Raw genomic sequence first — 24,694 nt, forward strand, 5'->3', positions numbered from 1 at the left:
GAAGTGTCCGTAGGCTCCCGTCCATGGATCACGTGGACGCGAACCCCGAACGGCTGGCCGGAACGTGGCACATCGTGTGCTCGTCGTTCCCCATGTGGCGAAGCGGCAGGCGCACCGACGCCACGTTCACCTACACCCCGCTGCCGGGCCGGAGTCCGGGCGCGCCCCGGATGCGGGACGAGGTTGCATACCGGGTGCGAGGCCGAACGCGCCGTATCGCGGGCACGGACACCCGGCTGACCTCTCGCCCCGGCACGGTCTACCGCTGGCGGGGCAAGGGCCTCCTGGCGGTGCTGACGAGTGTGTGGGAGGTGCGGGAGACGGGCGAGGACGATGCGTGGGCCGTCATCGCCTTCACGCGGTCGCCGCTCACCCCGGCCGGCGTCGACGTCGTCGTCCGTGCCGACCGCCTCACCGACCGGGCCGTACTGGCCGAGGCGAAGGCGGCGGCCGACCGGTACGAGGCCGAGCCCCTCCCGCTCCCGGACAGCGGATCATCGTCCGCGTGACCCGCCGCGTCCCCGGCCCGGACCCCTGCTAGCGCTCCACGCGCTTCAGACCGCGCACGGCCGGGATCGCCAGCAGCAGGACGCAGGCGACGACGGCCATGGACCCGGCCACGTAGAGCAGCGGCCCGGCCCCCACGACGAGGGCGAGCGGTCCGGCCGCCGCCTGCCCGACCGGCTTCATCACCAGCGAGCCGGCCGCGTCGTACGCGTGCACCCTGCCGAGGACGTTCTGCGGTATGTGGGTCTGCACACTCGTGTGGAACATGACGACCCAGAACGCCATGCCGATGCCGCTCACCCCGTAGCACCCGGCGATGAGCGGTGCGGGAAGGTCGAGGGCGACGCTCAACGGCATCGGCACCCAAAGGATCATCGAGATGGCCCCGGCCCTGAGCGGGTACCTCGGGCGGAGCCTGATCGCGATGAGCCCGCCCAGCACGCTTCCCGCCCCCAGGGACGACATGACCAGCCCGAAGACGGACGCCCCGTAGTCGGTGACGAGCATGCTGTTGCCCAGGGTCGTGGTGGGACCGGCTCCGGCCAGCTGCCAGAGCATGAAGACGACGATGACACTCCACAGCCAGGTCCTGGACCTGAACTCTCGCCATCCCTCCACCAGATCGGCCCGGAACGAGGTTTCGCCCTCCCGCCCGGTCGGTCCCATCGGGACCGAGCGGATCCGGAGCAGGCACGCCCCGCTGGCCGCATAGGTCAGCGCGTCGAGGGCGACCACAGAGGCGGGCGAGGACACCGCCAGCAGCAGGCCCGCCAGGGACGGTCCGATGACGACGGTGACGGACTCCGAGACGCGAAGGGTGGCGATGGCCCTCTGCACGTCCCGGGAGATGCGCGGCGTGATGCTGGCGACTCCCGGCTGGAAGAGCGCACTGCCCGCCCCGATCAGGGCCAGCAGCACCAGGATCTGCCACAGCCGGGGCGTGCCGAGCAGGAACAGCAGCGCGAGCAGTCCCTGGGAGCACAGCCGGGCCGCGTCGGAGACGACCATCAGCCGCCGGGCACCCAGGCGGTCGGACAGCACGCCGCCGAAGATGATCAGCGCCGCGAACGGAGCCACGAGTGCGGCGAGCGCGTACCCCACACCGCTCGCCCCGTATCCGGCCCGGATCACGGCGGCCGTGATCGCGACGGGGAGCATCGCGTCGCCCAGCAGGGAAGTGGTGCGGGCGGTGAAGAACCGCCGGAAATCCGCCGTCCACAGTGCCGGACCGGGCGAGGCCTCCTCGACTCGTAGGTCTCGGGTCACGTCCGAGCCGGCCACCACACACCATCCCTCGTACGCCGTCGACTGCGATCGGGGCGACACTCTCACGCCTTGACCGCTCTCGGTCAACGGGTTTTGCGGGCGATCCCTAGACTTGGCCGGGTGAACCGGACCGATCGCCTCTACGCCCTGGTCGAGGAGTTGCGTGCCGTCTCGCCCCGTCCGCGCAGCGCGCGCTGGCTGGCCGACCGCTTCGAGGTCAGCTCGCGCACCATCGAGCGGGACATCAGCGCCCTGCTCCAGGCGGGCGTGCCGGTCTGGGCCGAGCCCGGCCGCACCGGCGGCTACTGCCTGGACCGGAGCCGGACGCTCCCGCCGGTCAACCTCACCCCCGGCGAGGCGGTCGCGATGGCGGTGGCGCTGCGCGGGATGGAGGGGACACCGTTCCGGGCGACCGCCGCGGCGGCCCTGCGGAAGCTCGTCGCGGCCATGGGGGAGGACGACGCGGCCGCCGCGCACGACATGGCCGGACGCGTCCACCTGCTCGGACCGGTGGACGCGCCCGCGCCCGCGCGGGGGCCGCGAGGAGTGACGGACGCGCTGTCCACCGGCCGCGTCCTGCGCATCGGGTACGGCGACCGCGAAGGCGCCACCACGACGCGGGACATCGAGCCGCTCGGATACATCGGCAAGACGGGCCACTGGTACCTGCTCGCCTGGTGCCGGCTGCGGGACGCCCTGCGAGCCTTCCGCACCGACCGGATCGTCTCCGTCCACGTCACGGCCGAGGTGCCGGAGCCGAGGGAGCTGCGGCGTGAGGACCTCGACATCCCGTACGGCGTCGTGCACCAGCTCTCGCTGAGCTGAGCTCAGCCGATAGTGACGGCGGGCCCGGTCGGCGGACCGGATCAGGCCCCGGCGAACGGCGGCCTGAACACGGCGAAGTGGTTGCCGGCCGGATCGAGCAGATGCGCGAAGGTCACCCCGACCGGGTTGACCTGCGGCGCGCGCTGAACGCTGCCGCCCGCCTCCTCGACCCGGCGACAGGTCGCCTCGACGTCCTCCACGAGCACGGTGAAGACCGCGTAGTCCGGCATCCTGCCCTCCGTCGCGAACAGCCCGCCGTTCATGCCCTCCCCGTCGCCCGTGGTGATGATCCGGTACGCCTGGTCGGTGCTCCTGGTGTTGTCGTGCGCGACCGTCCATCCGAACACGTCCCCGTAGAACCGCTCCGCCTCCGCCGGACGGGCGGTGCCGATCTCGAACCAGGCGACTGCGTTGAACTGAGCCATGACGTACATCCCTTACGTGTTCCGCCGGGCTCGTCCCGGCCCTGCCCACTCTCGGTGCCTCCGGCGACAGCCCCCTGTCGGTGTTTCCCACAGGAATCCGAATGGGCGCGCCCGCCCGCCTCGCCACGGCCGGAATGGGATCGTGGACCAGCGGGTTCGCACCATCGACAGCACATGAGCGGTAACAGCACCGAGAGCGGATGGCCTTCACATGGGCGAGTTGATCCTGATCCGGCACGGCGAGACCGAGTGGTCCCGTAACGGGCAGCACACGAGCCACACCGACCTGCCCCTGACCCCCCTCGGTGAGCGCCAGGCCCGCGCCCTCGCGCCGCTGCTCGCGGACCGCGACATCGCCCTCACCCTGGTCAGCCCCTCGGTACGGGCCCGGCGCACCGCCGAACTCGCCGGGCTCGCCGCGCCCCGGATCACGCCCGAGCTGCGTGAATGGGACTACGGCGGCTACGAGGGCATCACCACGGACGAGATCCGCCGCACCCGCCCCGACTGGAACCTCTGGACGGACGGTGTCGCCGCCGGCCCGGAGGCGCACCCCGGTGAGACCCCCGTGGAGGTGGGCGAGCGAGCCGACCGGGTGCTCGCGGAGGTCGGGGAGGCGGCCGGACGCGCCGGGGACGAGGACATCGTGCTGGTGGCCCATTCGCACTTCCTGCGCGTCCTGACCGCCCGCTACCTGGGCCTGTCGCCCGCCGAGGGCACGCTCTTCCAGCTCGCCACCGGCGCGGTCTCCCGGCTTGGCAGGGAACACGGCAACCCGGTGATCACGGCGTGGAACGTGTCCCTGCCCGAGAGCCTGTTCCCCACCGCCGTTCCGGACGCCTCCCAGCCCTGAGGCGGCCCCGGGCCGTGTCCGCGGGGCCGCCTCAGGGCCGGGAGGCCGGGCGGTCAGCCCGCGTCGGACAGCTCGTCGTCCTCGTACAGGTCCGTCAGCCCGGCGACGCACTCCGCGGCGACCGCCGCCGCGAACCGTCGAGCGCGGGAAGCAGCTCGGCGAGGTACTCGCCCCCTTCTTCGTCATGGCTCCGGTACGGGTGCGAGTCATGGGCGCAAGGGCGCTCGCGCAGGGTCCTGTCGGCGGCTTCCAGGGCCGATACGGCCTGCTGTGCGACCCCTTCGCCGGGCAGCCAGGTGAGGTAGGGGGCCATCATCGTCAGCCCGATCGTCCACACGTGGGCCGATTCGCCGCCGGGGTCTGCGGCGAGCCAGGCGGCGCAGTTCAGCACCGTCCGGTCGTAGTCGCTGTTGCGGGACTCCTGACAGTTCTCCCGTATGTCCTCCCAGATCTCGCTGAGTTCGTCGAGTGTCGTGCCGTCCGTGTCCACCACGGTCCTCATGACGCGCGGCGCGTCCGGGGGAGTTCCCGCCGGAGCGTTTACAGTCCCGCGCCGCCGCGCTAACCTCCCCGGATCAGTACTTGGGAGCGCTCCCAAGTACTGATCGACGGAACACGGGCGGCCGGCGTCTCGTGGGGAGATACCGGCTGCCCGTGCGCGCGGCCGTGGAGCAGGCCCTGCGGGACAAGGCGGAAGAGCGCTCCTGAGAGCACGGGGTACGACGGACCGCCCGCACACACGGGAACGGGCCGCCCGGTGTGCGGGCGGCCCGTCCTCATGCGCTCTGCGGGTGACTCAGGAGATCAGCTCGATCTCCGCCAGCGTCGCCGCCTTCGTGCTCACGAGCCGGTACTTCGCGTACGCCTTCGGAGCCCGCACCGAGAAGACCCGGGTCTGCTTGTCCCAGGCGAACGACTGTCCGGACCGCTTGTCGAGGTCCTTCCAGCTGGTGCCGTCCGTCGATCCCTGCAGAACCCAGTCCGTCGGCGCCTTCGCCGCCGCTTCCGAGGTCAGCGTGTACTGGACCGCCTTCGTACCGGCGGGGGCCGGCAGCTCCACCGACTCGACCTGCGCGGAGGTCGCCGAGGTGTTGTCGAAGAGGGCGCCCGCGCCCTTCAGGGCGTCCTTCTCGGGGGAGGGCACCTTGTCGTCCTTGGTGATGGAGACCGGGGCCGCGTCCTTGCCGGTGCCCCAGGCCGACGGCTTCGGACCCATGTCGAAGTCCAGCACGCCGCCCTTGGCCAGCAGGTCGTGCGGCAGCGAGGTGGAGGTCCACTTCTTGCCGTTGACCCTCAGGCCCTGGACGTAGATGTTCTTCGCGCTGTTCTTCGGCGCCCTGACGACCAGGTCGTGGCCGTTCTCCAGGTGCACCGTGGTCTTGGTGAACAGCGGGGAGCCGATCGCGTACTCGCCGCTGCCCATGACCAGCGGGTAGAAGCCGAGCGAGGAGAAGAGGAACCAGGCCGACTGCTCGCCGTTGTCCTCGTCGCCGTGGTAGCCCTGGCCGATCTCGCTGCCCGTGTACAGGCGGCCGAGGACCTCGCGGACCTTCTCCTGCGTCTTGTACGGCTCGGAGGCCGCGTCGTACATGTACGTGACGTGGTGCGCCACCTGGTTGCTGTGGCCGTACTGGCCCATCCGCACGTCACGGGCCTCCGTCATCTCGTGGATGACGCCGCCGTAGCTGCCGACGAACTCCGGGCCCGCCGTCTCCGGGGTGGCGAAGTACGTGTCCAGCTTCTTGCCCAGGGCGTTCCGGCCGCCGTACAGGTTGGCCAGGCCCTTGCTGTCCTGCGGGGCGGTGAAGGCGTAGCCCCAGCCGTTGGTCTCCGTGTAGTCGTAGCCCCACACGCGCGGGTCGTACTGGTCGGACGGCAGCCGCCAGTCACCCTTGGCGTCCTTGCCCTGGAAGAAGCCGGCCTTGTCGTCGAACAGCTCGACGTAGTTGCGGGCCCGGTTCATGAAGTACTCGGACTCGTCCTTGTAGCGCTGCTTGTGCGTCTTCTTGTAGAGCGCCTGGCCCATCTGCGCGATGCCGTAGTCGTTGACGTAACCCTCCATCGACCAGGACATGCCCTCGTGGGTCGTGGTGTCGGCGTACCCGACGAACGGGGACGTCTCCATGCCCTTGCGGCCGACGCCCGAGGACGGCGGGACCACCGTGGCGTTCTTCAGGGCCGCGTCGTACGCCGCCTCCGCGTCGAACTTCACGCCCTTGACGTAGGCGTCCGCGAACGCCACGTCCGAGGAGGTGCCGGTCATCAGGTCCGAGTAGCCGGGCGAGGACCAGCGGGAGATCCAGCCGCCGTCCTTGTACTGCTGGACGAAGCCGTCCACCATCTCGCCGGCCTTCTTCGGGGTGAGGAAGGAGTACGCCGGCCACGTCGTCCGGTAGGTGTCCCAGAAGCCGTTGTTGACGTACACCTTGCCGTCGACGATCTTGGCGCCCGTGTGGGTCGGGGTGTCCGAGCCGACCTGCGGCGAGAACGGCGAGGCGTACTTGTCCTTACCGCCGACCTTCTCGAAGCCCGAGTTCGGGTAGAGGTAGAGCCGGTACATGCTGGAGTACAGCGTGGTCAGCTGGTCGGCGCTCGCGCCCTCCACCTCGACCTTGCCCAGCAGGTCGTCCCAGGCGTCCTGGGCCTTGTTCTCGACCCGGTCGAAGGAGCGCGAGGCGGGGATCTCCGCGGCCAGGTTCTGCTTCGCCTGGTCGATGCTGATCAGCGAGGTGGCGAGGCGCAGGTTGACGGTGCGGTCCTTGCCCGCGTCGAAGCGCAGGTAGCCGGTCACATCGTCACCGCCGCCGCCGGACAGCTTGCCGCTGCCGGTGACGGGGGCGTCGAAGGTGCCGTAGACGAAGAGCCGGGTGGCGCCCGTCGAACCGCCGCTCTTCACGTCGGAGAACCCGGTGAAGGAGCTGGTCTTCGGGTCGAGGGTGAGCCCGCCGTCGTTGGAGACGTTGTCGAAGACCATGCTCGCGTCCTTGCCCGGATACGTGAACCGCATCCGCGCCGCGTGGTCGGTCGGCGTCATCTCGGCCTTGAGGCCGTTCTCGAACGTGACCCCGTAGTAGTGGGGCCTCGCCGTCTCGTTCTCGTGCTTGAACGGCAGCGCGCGTGCCTCGCGGGAGGCGTCCGGGGTGCCGGAGGCCGCAGAGGGCATCAGCTGGAAGGTCTGCCGGTCGCCCATCCAGGGGCTCGGCTCATGACTCGCGCTGAGGGCCTGCATGGTGGGCAGGTTGTCCGCGTTGTTGCCCGAGGCGTAGTCGTACAGCCAGCTCGTCGATCCGGCGTTGGTCACCGGGGTCCAGAAGTTGAAACCGTTGGGGACGGCGGTGGCGGGGAAGTTGTTGCCCCGCGAGAAGCTGCCGCTGGAGTTGGTGCCGCGGACGGTCGAGGCGTAGTCCGAGAGGTGCGCCTTGCGCTTCTCGGGCGCCTTCGGGGCGATCTTGACGTCGTCGATCCAGCCCTGGAACTTCGACGGCCCCTTGGGGGAGTCGTACGCGACGAGGATCCGGTCGACGGTCTTGCCCGCCGCGACCGTGCCGATGCGTGCGTCGACCTTGTTCCACTGGTTGACGTACAGCCGCTTGGCGTCGGCCTGGCCCTGCGGGGTCAGCAGACCGCCGTTGGAGTCGGTGGCGCGCAGGTCGCTGAGGTAGGTGCCGTCGGTGAACGCCAGGTCCACCGCGACGTGCGTGGCCGGGTAGGACAGGTCCGTCTCGCCCATCTGGGGGTAGACCAGATAGGACAGCTCGGTGTCCCGGGTGACGGCGGTGTTGACGTCGAAGACCTTGTTGTACGAGTAGGCCCGGCCGTCCGCCTTGTGGGTGCCCGCGTAACGCAGCGCCTTCTTGCCGGTGAAGCCCGCGCCGGCCTTGGCGGTGGGGGAGCCGGAGGGGCCGCGGTCGATCTGGCTGCGCATGTCGTCGGGGGCCGGGGCGGAGGTGTCCCCGTCGGAGAACTGGACGTCGGCGAGCTGGGTCGCGTCGTCGGCGCCGTTGTTCTTCGTGATGTCCAGACGGAAGTGCTGGTAGGCCTTGTCCGTCGTGAAGTCGTACGACTTGGTCTGGAAGCGCTCGGAGAAGGTCTGGCCGGTCCGCGAGTCCAGGTCCGTCCAGGTCTTGCCGTCCTCGGAGCCCTGGAGCGTCCAGTCCTTCGGGTCCCGTTCGTCGTGGTCGTCGGCGGAGGTCAGCGCGTAGGTGACGACCTTGACCGGCTCGGACAGATCGAACTCGGCCCAGGCGGTGGGCTTGAACGACAGCCACTTCGTACCGGATTCACCGTCGACGAGGTTCTCCTTCACCTCGCCGCCGCCGGTGTTCTCGTCGCTCGCGCGGACGTCTGTGACCTTGTCGGTGACATTGCCCGGTATTCCGGCGGAGAAGCCGCCATCGATACCCGATGTCCGCTTCTTTCCGTCCGGGCCTTCTTCGACGGTATTGCGCCAGTCCGGCTGCTTCTCGTCCTCCTCGAAGGAAGAACTGAAAGTCCGGTCGCCCGCAGGCTTATGACCCTTTTCTCCTGACCCGGCCGACTGAGCGGCGGCCGCGGTGGGGGCTGTCACGACCAGGACCAGTGAAGCCGCGATCAGCGCGACCGTGCTGTTTTGTCTCTTGCGAGAACCGTGTCGGGGCTGCATGCCGAGCCATTCCTCCCGAGGAAGTGCGCTTGGACAACGTTGTCAGAAGCGTGCGCAAGAACCAGTAGGAAGTGAAGTGCCTGGTGGTGTCAAGGGTGTTGGATGGAAGCCCGGTTCCGAATCAACCGTATTGCGGAAATCGTTACATCTGGAGGAGGCCGCGCGGTGCCGAGGTATCCGCGAGGTCTCAACTCGGGAAAGACTGCCGCTCAAACCTGCATTCGATCTTGCTCAGTTGGGCGCAAGTGGACTATACCTGTCGGCGTCTGCACAGGATTTTTTCATCTGCGCGACAAGGGGGACAACGGGGTCCGGGCAACTCGACGCGCCACAGGTGCGTCGGCTGGCCCCCTCCCCCTACACCCCCCACTGCAATGGCTAGCCTGCAATCTGCACCACCCAAGCGCAACTGACCGCGGTGGCGGGGCCCTTCGCCTGAGGCGAATATCGATGGGCGACCGGTACAACACCGCCTGAGTCCTGGAGAAGGCGAGGACTTGAGCATGGCATCCACCTCCGCCCGCAAGAATGAGGGCCTTGGCCGTCGCGACGTGATCAAGCGGTCTGCCGCACTCGGTCTGATCACCGTCCCGACAATGAGCTTCCTGTCGGCGTGTGCGAGTAGCGACAGCAGCGACGACGACACGGTCAAGAAGGGCAAGACCAGCGCGAAGAACCCGCTGGGCGTCAATGACACGGCCGGTCTCGACGTGGTCATCTTCAACGGCGGCTTCGGCGAGCAGTACGCCATCGACGCCGAGAAGCAGTACACCAAGGCCTTCCCCAAGGCCAAGGTCAAGCACACCGCGACGCAGAAGATCCAGTCGCAGCTGCAGCCGCGCTTCAACGGTGGCACCCCGCCGGACCTGATCGACAACTCGGGCGCCGAGCAGATGGACATGGGTGTCCTCGTCGGCAAGAAGCAACTGCTCGACCTGACGCCGCTGATGGACGCCCCGTCCTTCGACGACCCGAGCAAGAAGGTCCGCGACACCCTGCGGCCCGGCGTGCTGGAGATGGGTCAATTCGACGGCGACCCGGTCTGGATCATGTACTACGCGTACACGGTCTACGGCGTCTGGTACTCGCAGACCGCGCTCGACGGTCTGGACGCCCAGTACCCCGAGACGTGGGACGACATGCTCGCCCTGTGCGAGAAGGCGAAGAAGAAGGGCATCGCCGGCTGGACGTACGCCGGTAAGTACCCCTACTACCTTCCGTTCTCCCTCTACCCGTTCATCGCCAAGATCGGCGGCCGGGAGGTTCTCGACAAGATCGACAACCTGGAGCCGAACGCCTGGAAGGACCCGGCCGTCAAGTCGGCGTTCGAGGCGTACTACGAGCTCTACAAGAAGGGGTACATCCTCAAGGGCACCCCGGGCCTGACCCACATCCAGTCGCAGACCGAGTGGACCAAGGGCAGGGCGCTCTTCATCCCGAACGGTTCGTGGGTGGAGAACGAGGCGGCGCCGACCACGCCCAAGGACTTCAAGATGATGGTCGCGGCGCCGTCCGGCCTGGACTCGTCCGACAAGCTGCCCTTCGGTACCCTCTGGGCGTCCGGCGGTGAGCCCTTCGTCGTCCCGGCCAAGGCGAAGAACCCCGAGGGCGGCATGGAGCAGCTGCGCATCATGCTCTCCGAGGCGTCCTCGAAGAACTTCACCAAGCAGGTCAAGTCGCTGAGCGCCTACAACGGTGGCACCGACGGACTGACCCTGTCCACGGCCATGCAGGCCGGCGTCGACGTGCTGAAGAAGGCCGGCGACAACGTGGTGAACCCGCGTATGCAGGACTGGTACGCCAAGCTCCAGAAGGAGCAGATCGGTGCCGGCCTCGGCGAGATGATGGCCGGGCGCCTGACGCCCGCCGAAGCCATCAAGAAGATCCAGGCCTACGCGGACGCCGCGGCCAAGGACCAGTCCATCAAGCACTACAAGCACCAGTGAGTAACCGTCACCAGCGGCGGCACCCGCGGAAAGATCGGGGTCGGTAAACGATGCAGCACGGCAAGTACCGCTTCATTGTGGGGTTCTTGGTAGTCCCACTGGTGTTGTACGCGGTCTTCGTCATCTGGCCGTTCATCCAGGCCATCTACTATTCGTTCACGGACTGGACCGGTCTGAGTCCCGACTTCAAGATGGTCGGCTTCGACAACTACACCAGGATGCTGAAGGACGACATCTTCTGGAAGTCCTTGCAGCACAGCCTGCTGCTTGTGCTGCTGCTGCCGCTGGTGACGCTGGGCCTCGCGCTCTTCTTCGCCTTCATGCTCAATGTCGGAGGCCGACGGCGCAAGAACGCCGCGGTCTCCGGCGTGCGGGGTTCGGGTTTCTACAAGATCGCCTACTTCTTCCCGCAGGTGCTGTCGATCGTCATCGTCGCCCTGCTGTTCCAGTTCGCGTTCAACCCGCGCAGTGGAATGCTGAATTCGGCGCTCAAGGGAGTCGGTCTCGGTTCCATTCAGCCGGACTGGCTGGGTGACCCGAGCCTGGCGCTCATCTGCGTCATGTCGGTGCTGATCTGGTCGACGGTCGGATTCTTCGTCGTCCTCTTCTCCGCCGGAATGGCGTCCATTCCGAAGGACTTCTACGAGGCGGCGCTCCTGGACGGGGCCACCCGCGTCACGACGTTCTTCCGGATCACCCTGCCGCTGCTCTGGGACACCGTGCAGTCGGGCTGGGTCTACATGGGCATCCTGGCGCTCGGGGTCGAGGCGTTCACGGCCGTACAGGTCATGACCGTGGGCCCCGGCGGCCCCGACTACTCGACCACCGTCCTGCCGCTGTACGTCTACCAGACGGCGTTCCGTGACGGCCAGGCCGGATACGCGACGACGATCGGTGTCGGACTGCTCATCATCACCATGGCGTTCGCCGCCATCGTGATGCGACTGGGCCGGCGCGAGCGGCTGGAGTTCTGATGCCGTGCTCCCCGGGGCGCGGTGCCCGGACCCCCAGCAGGCAAGACAGCCCGGCCGCGGCGGCCGGCTCGACAGTAGTACGAGGTGAGCACACGTGAAGGCCACTGACACCCCTCCCGTGGATAAGGTGACGGAACCGGCCCCCGTGTCCAAGGCGTCCGCACCGGCCGAGAAGGCGAAGAGCAGCGAGGGCAAGGTCCTCAACGTCTTCTCGCACGGCGTACTGGTCATCTGGGCGATCCTGGTGGTCCTGCCGCTGCTCTGGGCGATCATGGCCTCGTTCAAGACAGATGACTCGATCCTGTCGACGCCGTGGGCGCTGCCGGACAAGCTTCACTTCGAGAACTGGTCGCGTGCCTGGAGTCAGGCGCACATGAGCGATTACTTCTTGAACACCATTTTGGTGGTGGGCGGTTCGCTCATCGGCACCCTGCTGCTCGGCTCGATGGCGGCGTACGTGCTGGCGCGGTTCGACTTCCCCGGCAACCGCTTCATCTACTACATGTTCATCGGCGGGATGAGCTTCCCGATCATCCTGGCGCTGGTCCCGCTGTTCTTCGTCATGAACAACATGGGCCTGCTGAACACACGGCACGGACTGATCATGGTCTACATCGCGTACTCGCTGCCGTTCACCGTCTTCTTCCTCACCTCGTTCTTCCGCTCGTTGCCGAGTTCGGTGGCGGAGGCGGCGATGCTCGACGGTGCCTCGCACACCCGGACGTTCTTCCAGGTGATGCTTCCGATGGCGAAGCCCGGCCTGATCAGCGTCGGTATCTTCAACTTCCTCGGGCAGTGGAACCAGTACCTGCTGCCAACGGTGCTGAACACCGATCCGAAGTACCGGGTGCTCTCCCAGGGGCTGGTCGAACTGGCCAACGGGCAGGGCTACAAGGGCGACTGGTCCGGGCTCTTCGCCGGCTTGGTGATGGCGATGCTGCCGGTCCTCGCGGCCTACATCATCTTCCAGCGCCAGGTGGTGGCGGGCCTCACCGCGGGAGCGGTGAAGTAACTCCTCGAACGCTCGCACCGAACGACCGAACCGCCCGCCGGCATCCTCGCCGGCGGGCGGTTCGTCTGTTTACGGGGGAGTTCGCAGGGGTCGCGGTGCGAGGGTCCGGTGCTCATCCGAGGCTTCGACTGCTCAAGGTCTTGACGGGGAGTACCCCAAAACGCTCAGCTTAGAGTTCACATGTTGGAGAATATGGCAGGAGTGAGAGAGTCGATGGAGACTCCGGGGTCGCAGACATCTCTGCATCGCGCCAACCTTGAGCGGGTCGTGCGCGCCGTACGTATGGCGGGGTCACTCACCCAGGCGGAGATCGCCAGGAGCACGGGCCTCTCCGCGGCCACCGTCTCCAATATCGTTCGCGAACTGAAAGAGGGCGGCACCGTCGAGGTGACCCCCACCTCCGCCGGCGGCCGCCGCGCGCGCAGCGTCTCCCTCAGCGGCGACGCGGGCATCGTCATCGGCGTCGATTTCGGGCATACGCACCTGCGGGTGGCGGTCGGCAACCTGGCCCACCAGGTGCTGGCGGAGGAGTCCGAGCCGCTGGACGTGGACGCCTCCTCCGCCGAGGGCTTCGGACGGGCCGAACAGCTGGTCAACCGGCTGATCGAGACGACCGGGATCAGCCCCGGCAAGGTGATCGGGGTCGGCCTCGGTGTACCCGGCCCGATCGACGTCGAGTCCGGCACGCTGGGCTCCACGTCGATCCTGCCGGGCTGGACGGGCATCAACCCCAGGGAAGAGCTGGCCGGACGCCTCGGGGTGCCGGTCTACGTCGACAACGACGCCAACCTCGGGGCCTTGGGGGAGCTGGTCTGGGGGAGCGGCCGGGGGGTCAGCGACCTCGCGTACATCAAGGTCGCCAGCGGTGTCGGCGCCGGTCTGGTGATCGACGGGCACATCTACCGGGGGCCCGGCGGCACGGCCGGCGAGATCGGCCACATCACCCTCGACGAATCGGGCCCGGTCTGCCGCTGCGGCAACCGGGGATGCCTGGAGACGTTCACTGCTGCCCGGTACGTGCTGCCGCTGCTCCAGCCCAGCCACGGCCCCGATCTCACCATGGAGCGGGTGGTCCAGCTGGCCCGTGAGGGCGATCCGGGGTGCCGCCGGGTGATCGGTGACGTCGGGCGGCACATCGGCAGCGGGGTGGCGAACCTCTGCAACCTGCTGAACCCCAGCCGGGTGGTGCTCGGCGGCTCGCTCGCGGAGGCCGGCGAACTGGTCCTCGGACCGATCCGCGACTCGGTCGCGCGCTACTCCATCCCCAGCGCCGCGCGGCAGCTGTCGGTGCTCCCCGGGGCGCTCGGCGGCCGGGCGGAGGTGCTGGGCGCGCTGGCCCTCGTCCTGAGCGAGATGGGGGATTCAACCCTTTTGGAGAGCACCCTCCCCACAGCGACTCCTGCCTTCACTTAGATAACGAATGGCACCGTTGTCATCTCGTTAAGGATTTACTCCTTGACGCTGGCCTCGCGGCCGAGTTGACTTCCAGCCACCTCGGCCGCAACGCTGCGGCCTCGTCAGGGAGGCACACCCGTAATGAACGCAATGACGCGACGTATCGTCATAGGCACGGCCGCGGTTTCCATGGCCGTCTCCCTCGCAGCCTGTGGCAAGGCGGGCGACGACAAGGACAGCGGCAGCGGTGGCGACAGCAAGACCATCGGCCTGCTGCTTCCGGAGAACAAGACCACGCGTTACGAGACCTTCGACCGCCCGATGATCGAGGCGAAGATCAAGGCGCTCTGCTCGGACTGCGACGTCAAGTACAACAACGCCGGCGGCGACGCCGAGACGCAGAAGAAGCAGTTCGACTCGCTGGTCACCCAGGGTGTCAAGGTCATCATCCTGGACACGGTCGACTACAAGGCCGTGAAGTCGTGGGTCCAGCAGGCCGAGAAGAAGGGCGTGAAGGTCGTCGCGTACGACCGTCTCGCCGAGGGCCCGATCTCCGCGTACATCAGCTACGACAACGAGAAGATCGGCCGCCTCCAGGGCGAGGCGCTCGTCAAGGCGCTGGGCGACAAGGCGAAGAGCAGCAACGTCGTCATGATCAACGGCTCGCCGCTCGACCCGAACGCCCCCTTCTTCAAGAAGGGCGCGCACAGCGTCCTGGACACCCAGGTCAAGAAGGTCGTCTACGAGCAGGACATCCCGGACTGGTCGCCGGACGAGGCGAACAAGAAGATGGGTGCCGCCCTCGACTCGCTGGGCAAGAACGGCTTCCAGGGCGTCTACTCCGCGAACGACGGCATGGCCGGTGGCATCATCACCGCCCTCAAGAAGCAGGGCGTGAAGGTCCCGGTCGGCGGCCAGGACTCCGAGCTCGCCGGTCTGCAGCGCATCCTCGCGGGTGAGCAGTCCTTCTCGATCTACAAGCAGATCAAGCCGCAGGCGGACACCACCGCGGGTATCGCGGTGAAGCTCCTCAAGGGCGAGAAGTTCGACGACCTGGTCAACACCAAGGTCGACAGCCTCTCGGGCGAGTTCAAGGGCACCCCGTCGCGGCTGTACGACGCCACGGTCGTGACCAAGGAGAACATCGGCTCCACGATCGTCGCGGACAAGGTCTACAAGGCCTCCGAGATCTGCACCCCCGAGTACAAGGCGGCCTGCGCCGCCGCCGGCATCAAGTAAGACCGGCGGGCAAGCCCTCAGGGGCGCCCCTTGCCAGTCCGGCCCCCGCCCCGTCAACGCCCCGCAAAGCGGGGGCGGGGCCGGACTCTTCCCACCGGATCCGGTCGTCGGACTGCCGCCGCCCCAGGCCCCACGGGCCACCAGGCGACGACGGTGGTCCGACGGCCCGAACCGGTACCCCCTGTGCAATGCAGCACCATCCCCGCCGGTCAGGCGGCGAAGGAGATGATTCACGTGTCCGCTACGCCCGTGCTGGCGTTGCGCGGAATCTCCAAGCGGTTCGGCGCCGTTCAGGCGCTCACCGATGTGAACCTGGAGATTCACCCCGGCGAAGTGGTTGCCCTGGTCGGCGACAACGGCGCCGGCAAGTCAACCCTTGTCAAGACCATCTCGGGTGTTCACCCGATCGACGAAGGCGCCATCGAGTGGGAGGGCGGGACGGTCCGGATCAACCGGCCGAACGACGCCCAGGACCTCGGAATCGCCACCGTCTACCAGGACTTGGCCCTCTGCGACAACCTCGATGTCGTCGCCAACCTCTTCCTCGGCAACGAGCTCCGCAGCGTCTCCGTCCTCGACGAGATCGCGATGGAGAAGCGCGCCAAGGAACTCCTGGACACCCTGTCCATCCGGATCCCCAGCGTCCGCATCCCGGTCGCCTCGCTCTCCGGTGGCCAGCGTCAGGTCGTGGCCATCGCCCGCGCCCTGATCGGCGACCCCAAGGTCGTCATCCTGGACGAGCCGACCGCCGCACTCGGCGTCGAGCAGACCGCCCAGGTCCTCGACCTCGTGGAGCGGCTGCGCGAGCGCGGCCACGGCGTCATTCTCATCAGCCACAACATGGCCGACGTGAACGCCGTCGCGGACCGGGTCGCGGTGCTCCGTCTGGGCCGCAACAACGGCGTCTTCGACGTCGCGACCACGTCCCACGAAGAGGTCATCGCCGCCATCACCGGCGCCACGGACAATGCCGTCACGCGCCGCCAGGCACGCACAGTCACGAAGGAGGACGCAAAGTGAGCGACCTCGCCAAGACCCCCGGGCCTTCCGACGAGAAGACCGAGAAGACCGAGAAGGCCGGGCAGACCGCCACGGTGCCGGCCCAGGCGACCGTCCCCGCGGTGGACCCGCGCCTGCTCATCCGCGAGGAGGGCTTCAAGGGCTACTGGTCGGAGTTCCTCCGCAAGGTGCGCGGCGGTGAGCTCGGCTCGCTGCCGGTCTTCGTCGGGCTGATCGTCATCGCGATCGTCTTCCAGCTCCAGAACAGCAACTTCCTCTCCGCCAGCTCCGTCGCCAACATCGCTGTCTACAGCTCCGGCCTCGGCATCATGGCGGTCGGCATCGTGTTCGTGCTGCTGCTCGGCGAGATCGACCTCTCGGTCGGCTCGGTCGCCGGTGTCGGCGCGGCGACCTGGGCCGTGCTCAACGTCAACCACGGCTGGCCCGAGTGGCTGGCGATCCTCACCGCCGTCCTCGCCGGGACCGCGCTGGGCGCCCTGCACGGCTTCTTCTTCGCGAAGATCGGGGTGCCGGCCTTTGTCGTCACCCTGGCCGGCTTCCTCGGCTGGAGCGGTCTGCAGGACTGGATGATGGGCGGCGAGGGCTCGATCAACACGCCGTCCGGCAGTGTCGTCGAGGACCTCACCAACTACTTCTTCGAGGACAAGGGCGTCGGCTACGGCCTCGCCCTGGTCGCCGTGATCGCGTACGCCGCGTCCCTCCTGGTGGACAGCAAGCGCCGCAAGGCCGCGAACCTGCCCGCCCGCCCGGTCACCGAGATCGTGCTGCGCACCGCTGTCGTCGCCGTCCTGTGCTTCGTCGTCGCGTACGTCCTGAACGAGCCCGCGGGCGCCCGCGGTCTGCCGCTGGCCCTGGTGCTCTTCCTCGCCGTCCTGGTGATCGCGGACTTCGTGGCCCGCCGGACCACCTTCGGCCGCCAGGTCTTCGCGGTCGGCGGCAACGCGGAGGCCGCGCGACGCGCCGGTATCAGCGTGGACCGCATCCGCATCATCGTCTTCGCGCTCTCCGGCACGCTGGGCGCCTTCGGCGGACTCTTCATCGCCAGCCTCTCCGGCGGCGCCACCAAGAGCGTCGGCGGCGGCAACACCCTGATGCTGGTGATCGCCGCCGCGGTCATCGGCGGCACCAGCCTCTTCGGTGGCCGGGGCAAGGTCTGGTCCGCGCTCCTCGGCATGGTCGTCATCCAGTCGATCCAGCAGGGCCTGAACATGATCGGCATGGCCAACGCCGTGCAGTACATGATCACCGGCGCGGTTCTCCTCGCCGCCGTGGTCATCGACTCGGTCTCCCGCCGCACGCAGAAGACCGCGGGCCGCGCCTAGTACCGCAGTCCGCACCTCAACGCCGGCAGTGCCCGGCGCCCCTTCGAGGGGCGCCGGGCACTGCCGCGTTCCGGCACGGATGGGCGCCCTCGCGGGTGACATTAGTGTGTGGCACACAGTATCGTGTGACGCGTGGGCACCGATGAACTGATCCTCAGCCAGGCCCAGGAGCTACGCCGGGGCACGGTCGTGCTGGCCTGCCTGGCGCTCCTGGAGGAACCGCAGTACGGCTACGCGCTCCTGGAGACGCTCGGTGACGCCGGGATCGCGGTGGACGGCAACACGCTCTACCCGCTGCTGCGGCGCCTGGAGAAACAGGGGCTGCTCGTCAGCGAGTGGAACACCGAGCAGTCCCGGCCGCGGAAGTTCTACCGGATCAGCGCCGAGGGGGCCCGGGTCCGCACCGGGCTGTTGCGCGAGTGGCAGGCCCTGGACGCCTCGATAGCACGCCTGACCAAGGGGGACCGATGAGAACGCTGAGTGCGCCCGGCACCGGCACGCTGACCGACCGCTACGTGGCGGAGGTCGTCCGGCGCATCCCGGCCGGCCGGCGCGGCGACGTGGCCGAGGAGCTGTCCGCCACGATCGCCGACACCGTCGAGGCCAGGGGCCCGGACGACCCGGCGACCGCCGAACGCGAGGTGCTCACCGAGATGGGCGACCCGATCCGGCTCGCCGCCGGTTACGCGGACCGGCCGCTCACCCTGATCGGACCCGGGCTCTACCCGGCGTACGTACGGCTCCTCACGGTGCTGCTGCTCGCCGTGCTGCCCGCCGTCACCGCGGTGGGCGCGGTCCTCGACGTCGTGGACGGGCGGGGAGCCGCGTCGGTGATCGGCGGGGCCGCGGGGACCGTGCTCTCCCTCGGCGCCCAGATGGTCGCCTGGCTCACCGTGGTCTTCGCCCTGGTCGAGCGGTCCGGCAGGCGCCCCGGCGCACCCGGCAGGGCGGTCTGGACGCCGGACGAGCTGCCCGAGTCCCGTGCGCCCGGGAAACGCGGCGCGGTGGCGTACGCCGGTACCGCGTGGCACGCGCTGCTGATCGCCCTGATCGTGTGGCAGCACACCGCGCAGCCGTACCGGACAGAGGAGGGCGTGCACCTCGACGTGCTGGACCCCGGCCTGTGGTCGGGCTGGATCTGGCCGGTCCTGGCCGGGCTCGCCGCACTCGTGGCGCTCGACGTGATCCGGGCGGTGCGGGCTCCGACGCGGGCACTCGCGGTGTGGAACGTCGCCGCGGAGGCGGTGTTCACGCTGCCGCTCGCGTGGATCCTGTACCGGCGGGAGTTCTTCGACCCGGCCTTCCTGGCGGACGTCAACGGCGGCTGGCACACCCCGGACTCCTTCTACACCGTGGCGGTCCTGCTGGTCCTGGTGGGGGGCGCGCGCGGGGTGATGCGGCGGCTCGCGGAGGCGCGGGCCTGAGTCCGTGGCGTCGTTCCCGTCACAGTGCCCGCCCGGAACCATTCGCGACGGGCCCCGAACACACAGGTGGGACCGGTGAGCCCGGCCTCATGGGGCGGGACCGGTGGGTCGGCACACGCCCGCCCGATGTCCGTGGCGGCGAACGGAACATTAGACTCATCGGATCGGCATGCTCGACCAGCACAATCGCAAGGAGGCACGGTGACACAGCCGCGCGAAGCGCGTCATGCACGGGCGGTGGTGGGCGACGGATGGGATCTGCTGGCCAGCATCGGCGGACCGCGTGACCTGGACCGGCTCACCCCCGAGCAGCTGGAGCAGCTCGCCGAAGAGATCCGGACCTTCCTCGTCGACGCCGTCTCCAAGACCGGCGGACACCTCGGACCCAACCTGGGCGTGGTCGAACTGACCATCGCCCTGCACCGGGTCTTCGACTCCCCGAAGGACAAGGTCCTCTTCGACACCGGCCACCAGAGCTACGTCCACAAGCTCCTCACCGGCCGCCAGGACTTCACGAAGCTCAAGAGCAAGGGCGGCCTCTCCGGCTACCCCTCGCGAGCCGAGTCCGAGCACGACGTCATCGAGAACAGCCACGCCTCCACGGTGCTCGGCTGGGCCGACGGCCTCGCCAAGGCCAACGAGGTGCTGAAGCGCCCCGACCACGTCGTCGCGGTCATCGGTGACGGGGCCCTGACCGGCGGCATGGCCTGGGAGGCGCTGAACAACATCGCCGCCGCCAAGGACCGCCCGCTCGTCATCGTCGTCAACGACAACGAGCGCTCCTACGCCCCGACGATCGGCGGCCTCGCCAACCACCTGGCGACGCTGCGCACCACCGACGGCTACGAACGCTTCCTGGCCCGCGGCAAGGACCTCCTGGAGCGCACCCCCGTCGTCGGCAGGCCGCTGTACGAGACGCTGCACGGCGCCAAGAAGGGCCTCAAGGACTTCATCGCCCCGCAGGGCATGTTCGAGGACCTCGGGCTGAAGTACGTCGGCCCGATCGACGGACACGACCTGGAGGCACTGGAGTCCGCGCTCCAGCGCGCCAAGCGCTTCGGCGGCCCGGTCATCGTGCACTGCATCACCGAGAAGGGCCGCGGCTACACCCCGGCGCTGCTGGACGAGGCCGACCGCTTCCACGCCGTCGGCAAGATCCACCCCGACACCGGCCTCCCCGTCGCCACCTCCGGCCTCGACTGGACCTCCGTGTTCGGCGAGGAGATGGTCAAGCTCGGCAAGGAGCGCGAGGACATCGTCGCGATCACCGCGGCCATGCTCCAGCCGGTCGGCCTGAGCAAGTTCGAGAAGGCCTTCCCGGACCGGATCTACGACGTCGGCATCGCGGAGCAGCACGCCGCGGTCTCCGCGGCGGGCCTCGCCACCGGCGGCCTGCACCCCGTCTTCGCGGTCTACGCCACCTTCCTCAACCGCGCCTTCGACCAGGTCCTGATGGACGTCGCCCTGCACAAGTGCGGCGTGACCTTCGTCCTGGACCGGGCCGGGGTCACCGGTACGGACGGCGCCTCGCACAACGGCATGTGGGACATGTCGATCCTGCAGTGCGTGCCCTCGCTCCGGATCGCCGCCCCGCGCGACGCCGACCAGGTCCGCGCCCAGCTGCGCGAGGCCGTCGCGGTCGACGACGCCCCGACGGTGGTCCGCTTCTCCAAGGGCGCGGTCGGCCCGTCGGTCAAGGCCGTCTCCACGGCCGGCGGCATGGACGTGCTCCGCGAGCCCGGCACCTCCCGGCCGGACGTCCTGCTCGTCTCCATCGGCGCGCTCGCCCCGATGTGCCTGGAGATCGCGGACCTGCTCGACGCCCAGGGCATCTCGACCACGGTCGTCGACCCGCGCTGGGTGAAGCCCGTGGACGAGGCCATGGCGCCGCTCGCCGCGCGGCACCGCGTCGTCGTCACCGTCGAGGACAACAGCCGGGCCGGCGGTGTCGGCTCGGCCGTCGCCCAGGCGCTGCGCGACGCCGACGTCGACGTACCGCTGCGCGACTTCGGCATCCCGCCGGTCTTCCTCGACCACGCCTCCCGCAAGGAGGTCATGGCCGAGATCGGGCTGACCGCACCGGACATCGCCCGTCAGGTCACCGGTCTGGTCGCCAAGCTCGACGGCCGCTACGAGACGGACGCGGAGAGCCGCTCCGTGGCGGAGCCCGTCCGGGACTGATCCGTAACGCAGCACCGCCGATGGGCCGGTCGCCCACCCTCCACGGGTGGTCCGACCGGCCCATTCGCGTGAAATCCCGCCCTGCGGGGCGTGCCGGAGCCGAGCCGGTCCGAATCTCCGAATCATGGCACCCACGACGAGTGCGTGGAGGTACGCCGGTGAGCACGCAGCAGGACCTGCCCCCCAGCCGGGACGGGCTGTTCAGGACCAAGACGATCGAACAGTCCATCCGCGACACCGAGGAGCCGGAGCACGCCCTCAAGAAGTCCCTCTCCGCCCTGGACCTCACGGTCTTCGGGGTGGGCGTCATCATCGGCACCGGGATCTTCGTCCTCACCGGCAAGGTGGCCAAGGAGACGGCCGGTCCGGCCACCGCCATCGCGTTCGTGGTCGCGGGCGTCGTCTGCGCCCTGGCCGCCCTCTGCTACGCGGAATTCGCCTCCACCGTCCCGGTGGCCGGGTCCGCGTACACCTTCTCCTACGCCTCGCTCGGTGAACTGGTCGCCTGGATCATCGGCTGGGACCTGGTGCTGGAGTTCGCGCTGGGCACGGCGGTGGTGGCGGTCGGCTGGTCCGGCTACGTCCGCTCACTGCTGGACAACATCGGCTGGTCACTGCCGAACGCGCTCTCCGGGACCGACGCGACGAAAGGATTCGGCTTCGACATCCTCGCGTTCGTCCTGGTCCTGATCCTCACCGTCATCCTGGTGCTGGGCATGAAGCTCTCCGCCCGGGTCACCACCGTCGTGGTGGCGATCAAGGTGGCCGTCGTGCTGATCGTGATCATCGCGGGCCTCTTCTTCATCGACACCGCGAACTACTCGCCGTTTATCCCCGAAGCCCAGCCGCAGTCCGCCGGATCGGGCCTGCAGACGCCGCTCGTCCAGCTGATCTTCGGGTACGCGCCCACCAACTTCGGCGTCATGGGCATCTTCACCGCCGCCTCCGTCGTCTTCTTCGCCTTCATCGGCTTCGACGTGGTGGCCACGGCCGCGGAGGAGACCAAGCTCCCGCAGCGCGACATGCCGCGCGGCATCATGGCCTCGCTCCTCATCTGCACCACGCTCTACGTCGCCGTATCGATCGTGGTCACCGGAATGGAGCACTACACCGAACTCTCCGTGGACGCCCCGCTGGCCGACGCCTTCAAGGCCGTCGGGCACCCCGTCTACGCCGGGATCATCAGCTTCGGCGCCGCGGTCGGCCTCACCGTGGTCTGCATGATCCTGCTGCTCGGCCAGACCCGGGTGTTCTTCGCGATGAGCAGGGACGGACTCCTCCCGCGCTTCTTCTCGAAGACCCACCCGCGCTTCCACACCCCGTACCGCCCGACCATCCTGCTCGGCGTGATCATCGCGATCGTCGCCGGATTCACCAGCATCGACGAGCTCGCGACCCTGGTGAACATCGGGACGCTCTTCGCCTTCGTGGTCGTCGCCCTGGGCGTCATGGTCCTGCGCCGCACCCGCCCCGGGCTGCACCGCGCCTTCCGTACCCCGTGGGTCCCGCTGGTCCCGGTGCTCTCGGTGGCCGCGTCCGTCTGGCTGATGCTCAACCTGCCGGCCGAGACCTGGCTGCGGTTCGGCATCTGGATGGTCATCGGCGTCGTCATCTACTTCACCTACGGCCGCAAGCACAGCCGTGTCCACCGCAGCACGAAAGGCGTGTCATGAAGTTCGCAGTCCTCGGCGGTACCGGGCTCATCGGGGCACAGGTCGTCAGGAACCTGAACGCCGCCGGGTACGAGGCGCTCCCGCACTCGAAGTCCACCGGTGTCGACATCATCAGCGGCGAGGGACTCGACGCGGCGGTGGCGGGAGCCGACGTCGTCATCGACCTGACGAACTCACCGACGTTCGACGAAGCCGCACCGGAGTTCTTCCGCACGTCGATGGGCAACCTGCTGGCCGCCGCCCGGAAGGCCGGCGCCGGTCACTTCGTCGTCCTCTCGATCGTCGGCGTGGACAAGGTGCCCGAACTCGACTACTACCGGGCCAAGGTGCTCCAGGAGGAGCTCCTTGCGGCGGGCCCGGTCCCGTACTCGATCGTTCGGGCCACCCAGTTCATGGAGTTCATCGACTCCGTGCTGTCCTGGACCACCGACGGCGACACCGTACGGCTGCCGGCCACACCGATCCAGCCGATCGCCGCCGCAGACGTGGCAGAGGCGGTCACCCGGATCGCCGAGGGTGCGCCGCTGAACGGCGTCCACGCCATCGCGGGGCCCGAGGTCTTCACCCTGGACGAACTGGGCCGCCGGACGCTGTCCGCCCGGGGCGACAACCGCAGGGTCGTGACCGACCCCACCGCAGGCATGTTCGCCGCCGTCCAGGGGGACGCCCTCACAGACCCGGGCGCGCACCTCGCACCGACCCGCTACGCCGACTGGCTCGCCTGACCGCACCGCGCCCGCGCGGGCGCGGTGACGGGTGATCAGCCGCCGGTGGCGGGCGACTTCCTGGCGGACCCGGGGATGGCGGAGTCCTCGCGCAGCGCCTTCCAGACCATCTTCGCCTGCGGCTGCGCCGCCACCACCCGGTTGGGGTCGATCCTGTCGTACGCCACCGGCAGCATGATGGTGTCCATCGAGCCCGGGTCGACGCCGTTCATCGAACGGGCGAACCTGCTCAGCGACGTGAGCGAGGCGAGGCCCTCGTCGGTGGTGAGGGACTTGGTCGCGGAGTTGGCGATCCGGTAGGTGCTGGCCGGACTGCCCAGCAGGTCCCGCGACTTGACCTCGCTGAGCAGGGCGAGCAGGAACTGCTGCTGGAGTCCGATGCGGCCGAGGTCGCTGCCGTCACCGATGCCGTGGCGGGTGCGGACGTAGGAGAGGGACTCGGTGCCGTTCAGCTTGTGGGGCCCGGCGGTGAGGTCGAGTCCGGAGGCCTTGTCGTGGATATCCTGGGGAACATCGACGGTGACGCCGCCTATGGCGTCGACGAGGTCCTTGAATCCGGCGAAGTTGATCTCCAGGTAGTGGTCGATACGGACCCCGGACATCTTCTCCACGGTCTTGACCACGCAGGCCGGACCGACCTGGGAGTAGACGGAGTTGAACATCACGCGGTTCGCGGAGTCCATGGTCGAGCCGTCGGACGTGACGCACGCGGGCCGGGTCACCAGGGTGTCGCGCGGGATGGACACGGCGACGGCCCTGCTGCGGCCCTCGGGGATGTGCACGACCATCGCGGTGTCGGAGCGCGCACCGCTGACACCGCCTCCGCCGCCCAGCGCCTTGTTCTTCGCCCCGGCCCGCGAGTCGGAGCCGAGGACCAGCAGATTCTGCCCGGTGGTGGGGAGCTTCTCGGGGCGGTCGTCCCCGAGCGCCCTGTCGATGTCGACGCCCTTGATGTTCCCGTCGAGCCGGCTGTAGAGCCAGTACGCTGTCCCGCCCGCGGCGATGACGATCACGAGTAACGACAGCAGGAGCGCCCGGCGTATTCGCCGCCCGCGCGTCCGTACGCGCGTGCGCCCGCGACGGGGATTGTCCGGGGAACTCGGGTTGTCAGGTGTGCTGGCGTCTTGGCTCATCCTGAATGAGTCCTCACAACTGGTGTGCGCACGGGGCCCACAGCGGGATTGTGACGGCCCCTGGCACGTACCGGGGCCTGTTCCGGCCGCGAATCGTACGCTGGTGGACCCCGGAATACCCTCCTTACCGGG

At 68.8% G+C, this 24,694-nt stretch carries 20 protein-coding genes; 15 read left to right on the forward strand and 5 right to left on the reverse strand.

Annotated elements, in window-relative coordinates; all coding sequences use genetic code 11:
* Nucleotides 1-23 precede the first annotated feature (23 nt).
* Nucleotides 24-509 (forward strand): hypothetical protein, encoded by a 486-nt coding sequence (locus OG892_RS31755; protein WP_073734859.1) that lies wholly within the window; start codon nucleotides 24-26, stop codon nucleotides 507-509.
* Between the two features lie 28 nt (nucleotides 510-537).
* Here OG892_RS31755 and OG892_RS31760 read toward each other — a convergent pair whose 3' ends face one another.
* Entirely contained in the window at nucleotides 538-1,833 is a 1,296-nt protein-coding gene (locus tag OG892_RS31760; RefSeq protein ID WP_242436644.1) for an MFS transporter, read from the reverse strand.
* Between the two features lie 60 nt (nucleotides 1,834-1,893).
* On the opposite strand from OG892_RS31760, the gene OG892_RS31765 reads away from it, so the two are divergent.
* Complete coding sequence (locus OG892_RS31765) at nucleotides 1,894-2,598, forward strand: helix-turn-helix transcriptional regulator (RefSeq protein WP_371630864.1); 705 nt, start codon at nucleotides 1,894-1,896, stop codon at nucleotides 2,596-2,598.
* Nucleotides 2,599-2,639: 41 nt separating this feature from the next.
* On the opposite strand, the gene OG892_RS31770 is transcribed toward OG892_RS31765, so the two are convergent.
* Nucleotides 2,640-3,023 (reverse strand): VOC family protein, encoded by a 384-nt coding sequence (locus OG892_RS31770; protein WP_371630865.1) that lies wholly within the window; start codon nucleotides 3,021-3,023, stop codon nucleotides 2,640-2,642.
* 211 nt (nucleotides 3,024-3,234) lie between these two features.
* On the opposite strand from OG892_RS31770, the gene OG892_RS31775 reads away from it, so the two are divergent.
* On the forward strand, nucleotides 3,235-3,876 hold the full coding sequence (locus OG892_RS31775) for a histidine phosphatase family protein (protein WP_073734861.1): 642 nt from the start codon (nucleotides 3,235-3,237) through the stop codon (nucleotides 3,874-3,876).
* A gap of 94 nt (nucleotides 3,877-3,970) precedes the next feature.
* Here the strand turns inward: OG892_RS31775 and OG892_RS31780 are convergent, their stop codons facing one another.
* Complete coding sequence (locus tag OG892_RS31780; RefSeq protein ID WP_371630866.1) at nucleotides 3,971-4,369, reverse strand: hypothetical protein; 399 nt, start codon at nucleotides 4,367-4,369, stop codon at nucleotides 3,971-3,973.
* 303 nt (nucleotides 4,370-4,672) lie between these two features.
* Nucleotides 4,673-8,518, reverse strand: a complete 3,846-nt coding sequence (locus OG892_RS31785) for a GH92 family glycosyl hydrolase (protein ID WP_371630867.1) — start codon at nucleotides 8,516-8,518, stop codon at nucleotides 4,673-4,675.
* 503 nt (nucleotides 8,519-9,021) lie between these two features.
* Between OG892_RS31785 and ngcE the strand changes: the two genes are divergently transcribed.
* From ngcE to OG892_RS31845, 12 genes are all read left to right on the forward strand, one after another.
* Complete coding sequence (gene ngcE, locus OG892_RS31790) at nucleotides 9,022-10,464, forward strand: N-acetylglucosamine/diacetylchitobiose ABC transporter substrate-binding protein (RefSeq protein WP_327339578.1); 1,443 nt, start codon at nucleotides 9,022-9,024, stop codon at nucleotides 10,462-10,464.
* 50 nt (nucleotides 10,465-10,514) lie between these two features.
* Nucleotides 10,515-11,438, forward strand: a complete 924-nt coding sequence (locus OG892_RS31795) for a carbohydrate ABC transporter permease (RefSeq protein ID WP_073734865.1) — start codon at nucleotides 10,515-10,517, stop codon at nucleotides 11,436-11,438.
* 94 nt (nucleotides 11,439-11,532) lie between these two features.
* Complete coding sequence (locus OG892_RS31800; protein WP_371630868.1) at nucleotides 11,533-12,450, forward strand: carbohydrate ABC transporter permease; 918 nt, start codon at nucleotides 11,533-11,535, stop codon at nucleotides 12,448-12,450.
* A gap of 213 nt (nucleotides 12,451-12,663) precedes the next feature.
* Nucleotides 12,664-13,863, forward strand: coding sequence for an ROK family transcriptional regulator (locus OG892_RS31805; RefSeq protein WP_073734867.1), 1,200 nt, complete (start codon nucleotides 12,664-12,666; stop codon nucleotides 13,861-13,863).
* A 123-nt stretch (nucleotides 13,864-13,986) separates the two neighbouring features.
* The gene (locus tag OG892_RS31810) at nucleotides 13,987-15,084 is read left to right on the forward strand and encodes a substrate-binding domain-containing protein (protein WP_073734868.1); all 1,098 of its coding nucleotides are present in this window, start codon (nucleotides 13,987-13,989) and stop codon (nucleotides 15,082-15,084) included.
* Between the two features lie 225 nt (nucleotides 15,085-15,309).
* Nucleotides 15,310-16,104, forward strand: coding sequence for an ATP-binding cassette domain-containing protein (locus OG892_RS31815; protein ID WP_073734869.1), 795 nt, complete (start codon nucleotides 15,310-15,312; stop codon nucleotides 16,102-16,104).
* Entirely contained in the window at nucleotides 16,101-17,426 is a 1,326-nt protein-coding gene (locus OG892_RS31820) for a sugar ABC transporter permease (protein ID WP_371630869.1), read from the forward strand. The genes OG892_RS31815 and OG892_RS31820 overlap by 4 nt, the downstream gene beginning before the upstream one ends.
* Before the next feature lie 132 nt (nucleotides 17,427-17,558).
* On the forward strand, nucleotides 17,559-17,897 hold the full coding sequence (locus OG892_RS31825; protein WP_073734871.1) for a PadR family transcriptional regulator: 339 nt from the start codon (nucleotides 17,559-17,561) through the stop codon (nucleotides 17,895-17,897).
* Entirely contained in the window at nucleotides 17,894-18,850 is a 957-nt protein-coding gene (locus OG892_RS31830; RefSeq protein ID WP_371630870.1) for a hypothetical protein, read from the forward strand. Before OG892_RS31825 ends, OG892_RS31830 begins: the two co-directional genes overlap by 4 nt.
* 201 nt (nucleotides 18,851-19,051) lie before the next feature.
* Complete coding sequence (gene dxs, locus OG892_RS31835) at nucleotides 19,052-21,031, forward strand: 1-deoxy-D-xylulose-5-phosphate synthase (RefSeq protein ID WP_328864953.1); 1,980 nt, start codon at nucleotides 19,052-19,054, stop codon at nucleotides 21,029-21,031.
* 158 nt (nucleotides 21,032-21,189) lie between these two features.
* Nucleotides 21,190-22,704, forward strand: coding sequence for an amino acid permease (locus tag OG892_RS31840; protein ID WP_073734873.1), 1,515 nt, complete (start codon nucleotides 21,190-21,192; stop codon nucleotides 22,702-22,704).
* On the forward strand, nucleotides 22,701-23,429 hold the full coding sequence (locus tag OG892_RS31845; RefSeq protein WP_073734874.1) for an SDR family oxidoreductase: 729 nt from the start codon (nucleotides 22,701-22,703) through the stop codon (nucleotides 23,427-23,429). The genes OG892_RS31840 and OG892_RS31845 overlap by 4 nt, the downstream gene beginning before the upstream one ends.
* A 35-nt stretch (nucleotides 23,430-23,464) precedes the next feature.
* On the opposite strand, the gene OG892_RS31850 is transcribed toward OG892_RS31845, so the two are convergent.
* Entirely contained in the window at nucleotides 23,465-24,562 is a 1,098-nt protein-coding gene (locus OG892_RS31850) for an LCP family protein (protein ID WP_073734875.1), read from the reverse strand.
* Between the last annotated feature and the right edge of the window lie 132 nt (nucleotides 24,563-24,694).

Origin of the sequence: Streptomyces sp. NBC_00341 (assembly GCF_041435055.1) — a bacterium.
Lineage (GTDB): Bacteria > Actinomycetota > Actinomycetes > Streptomycetales > Streptomycetaceae > Streptomyces.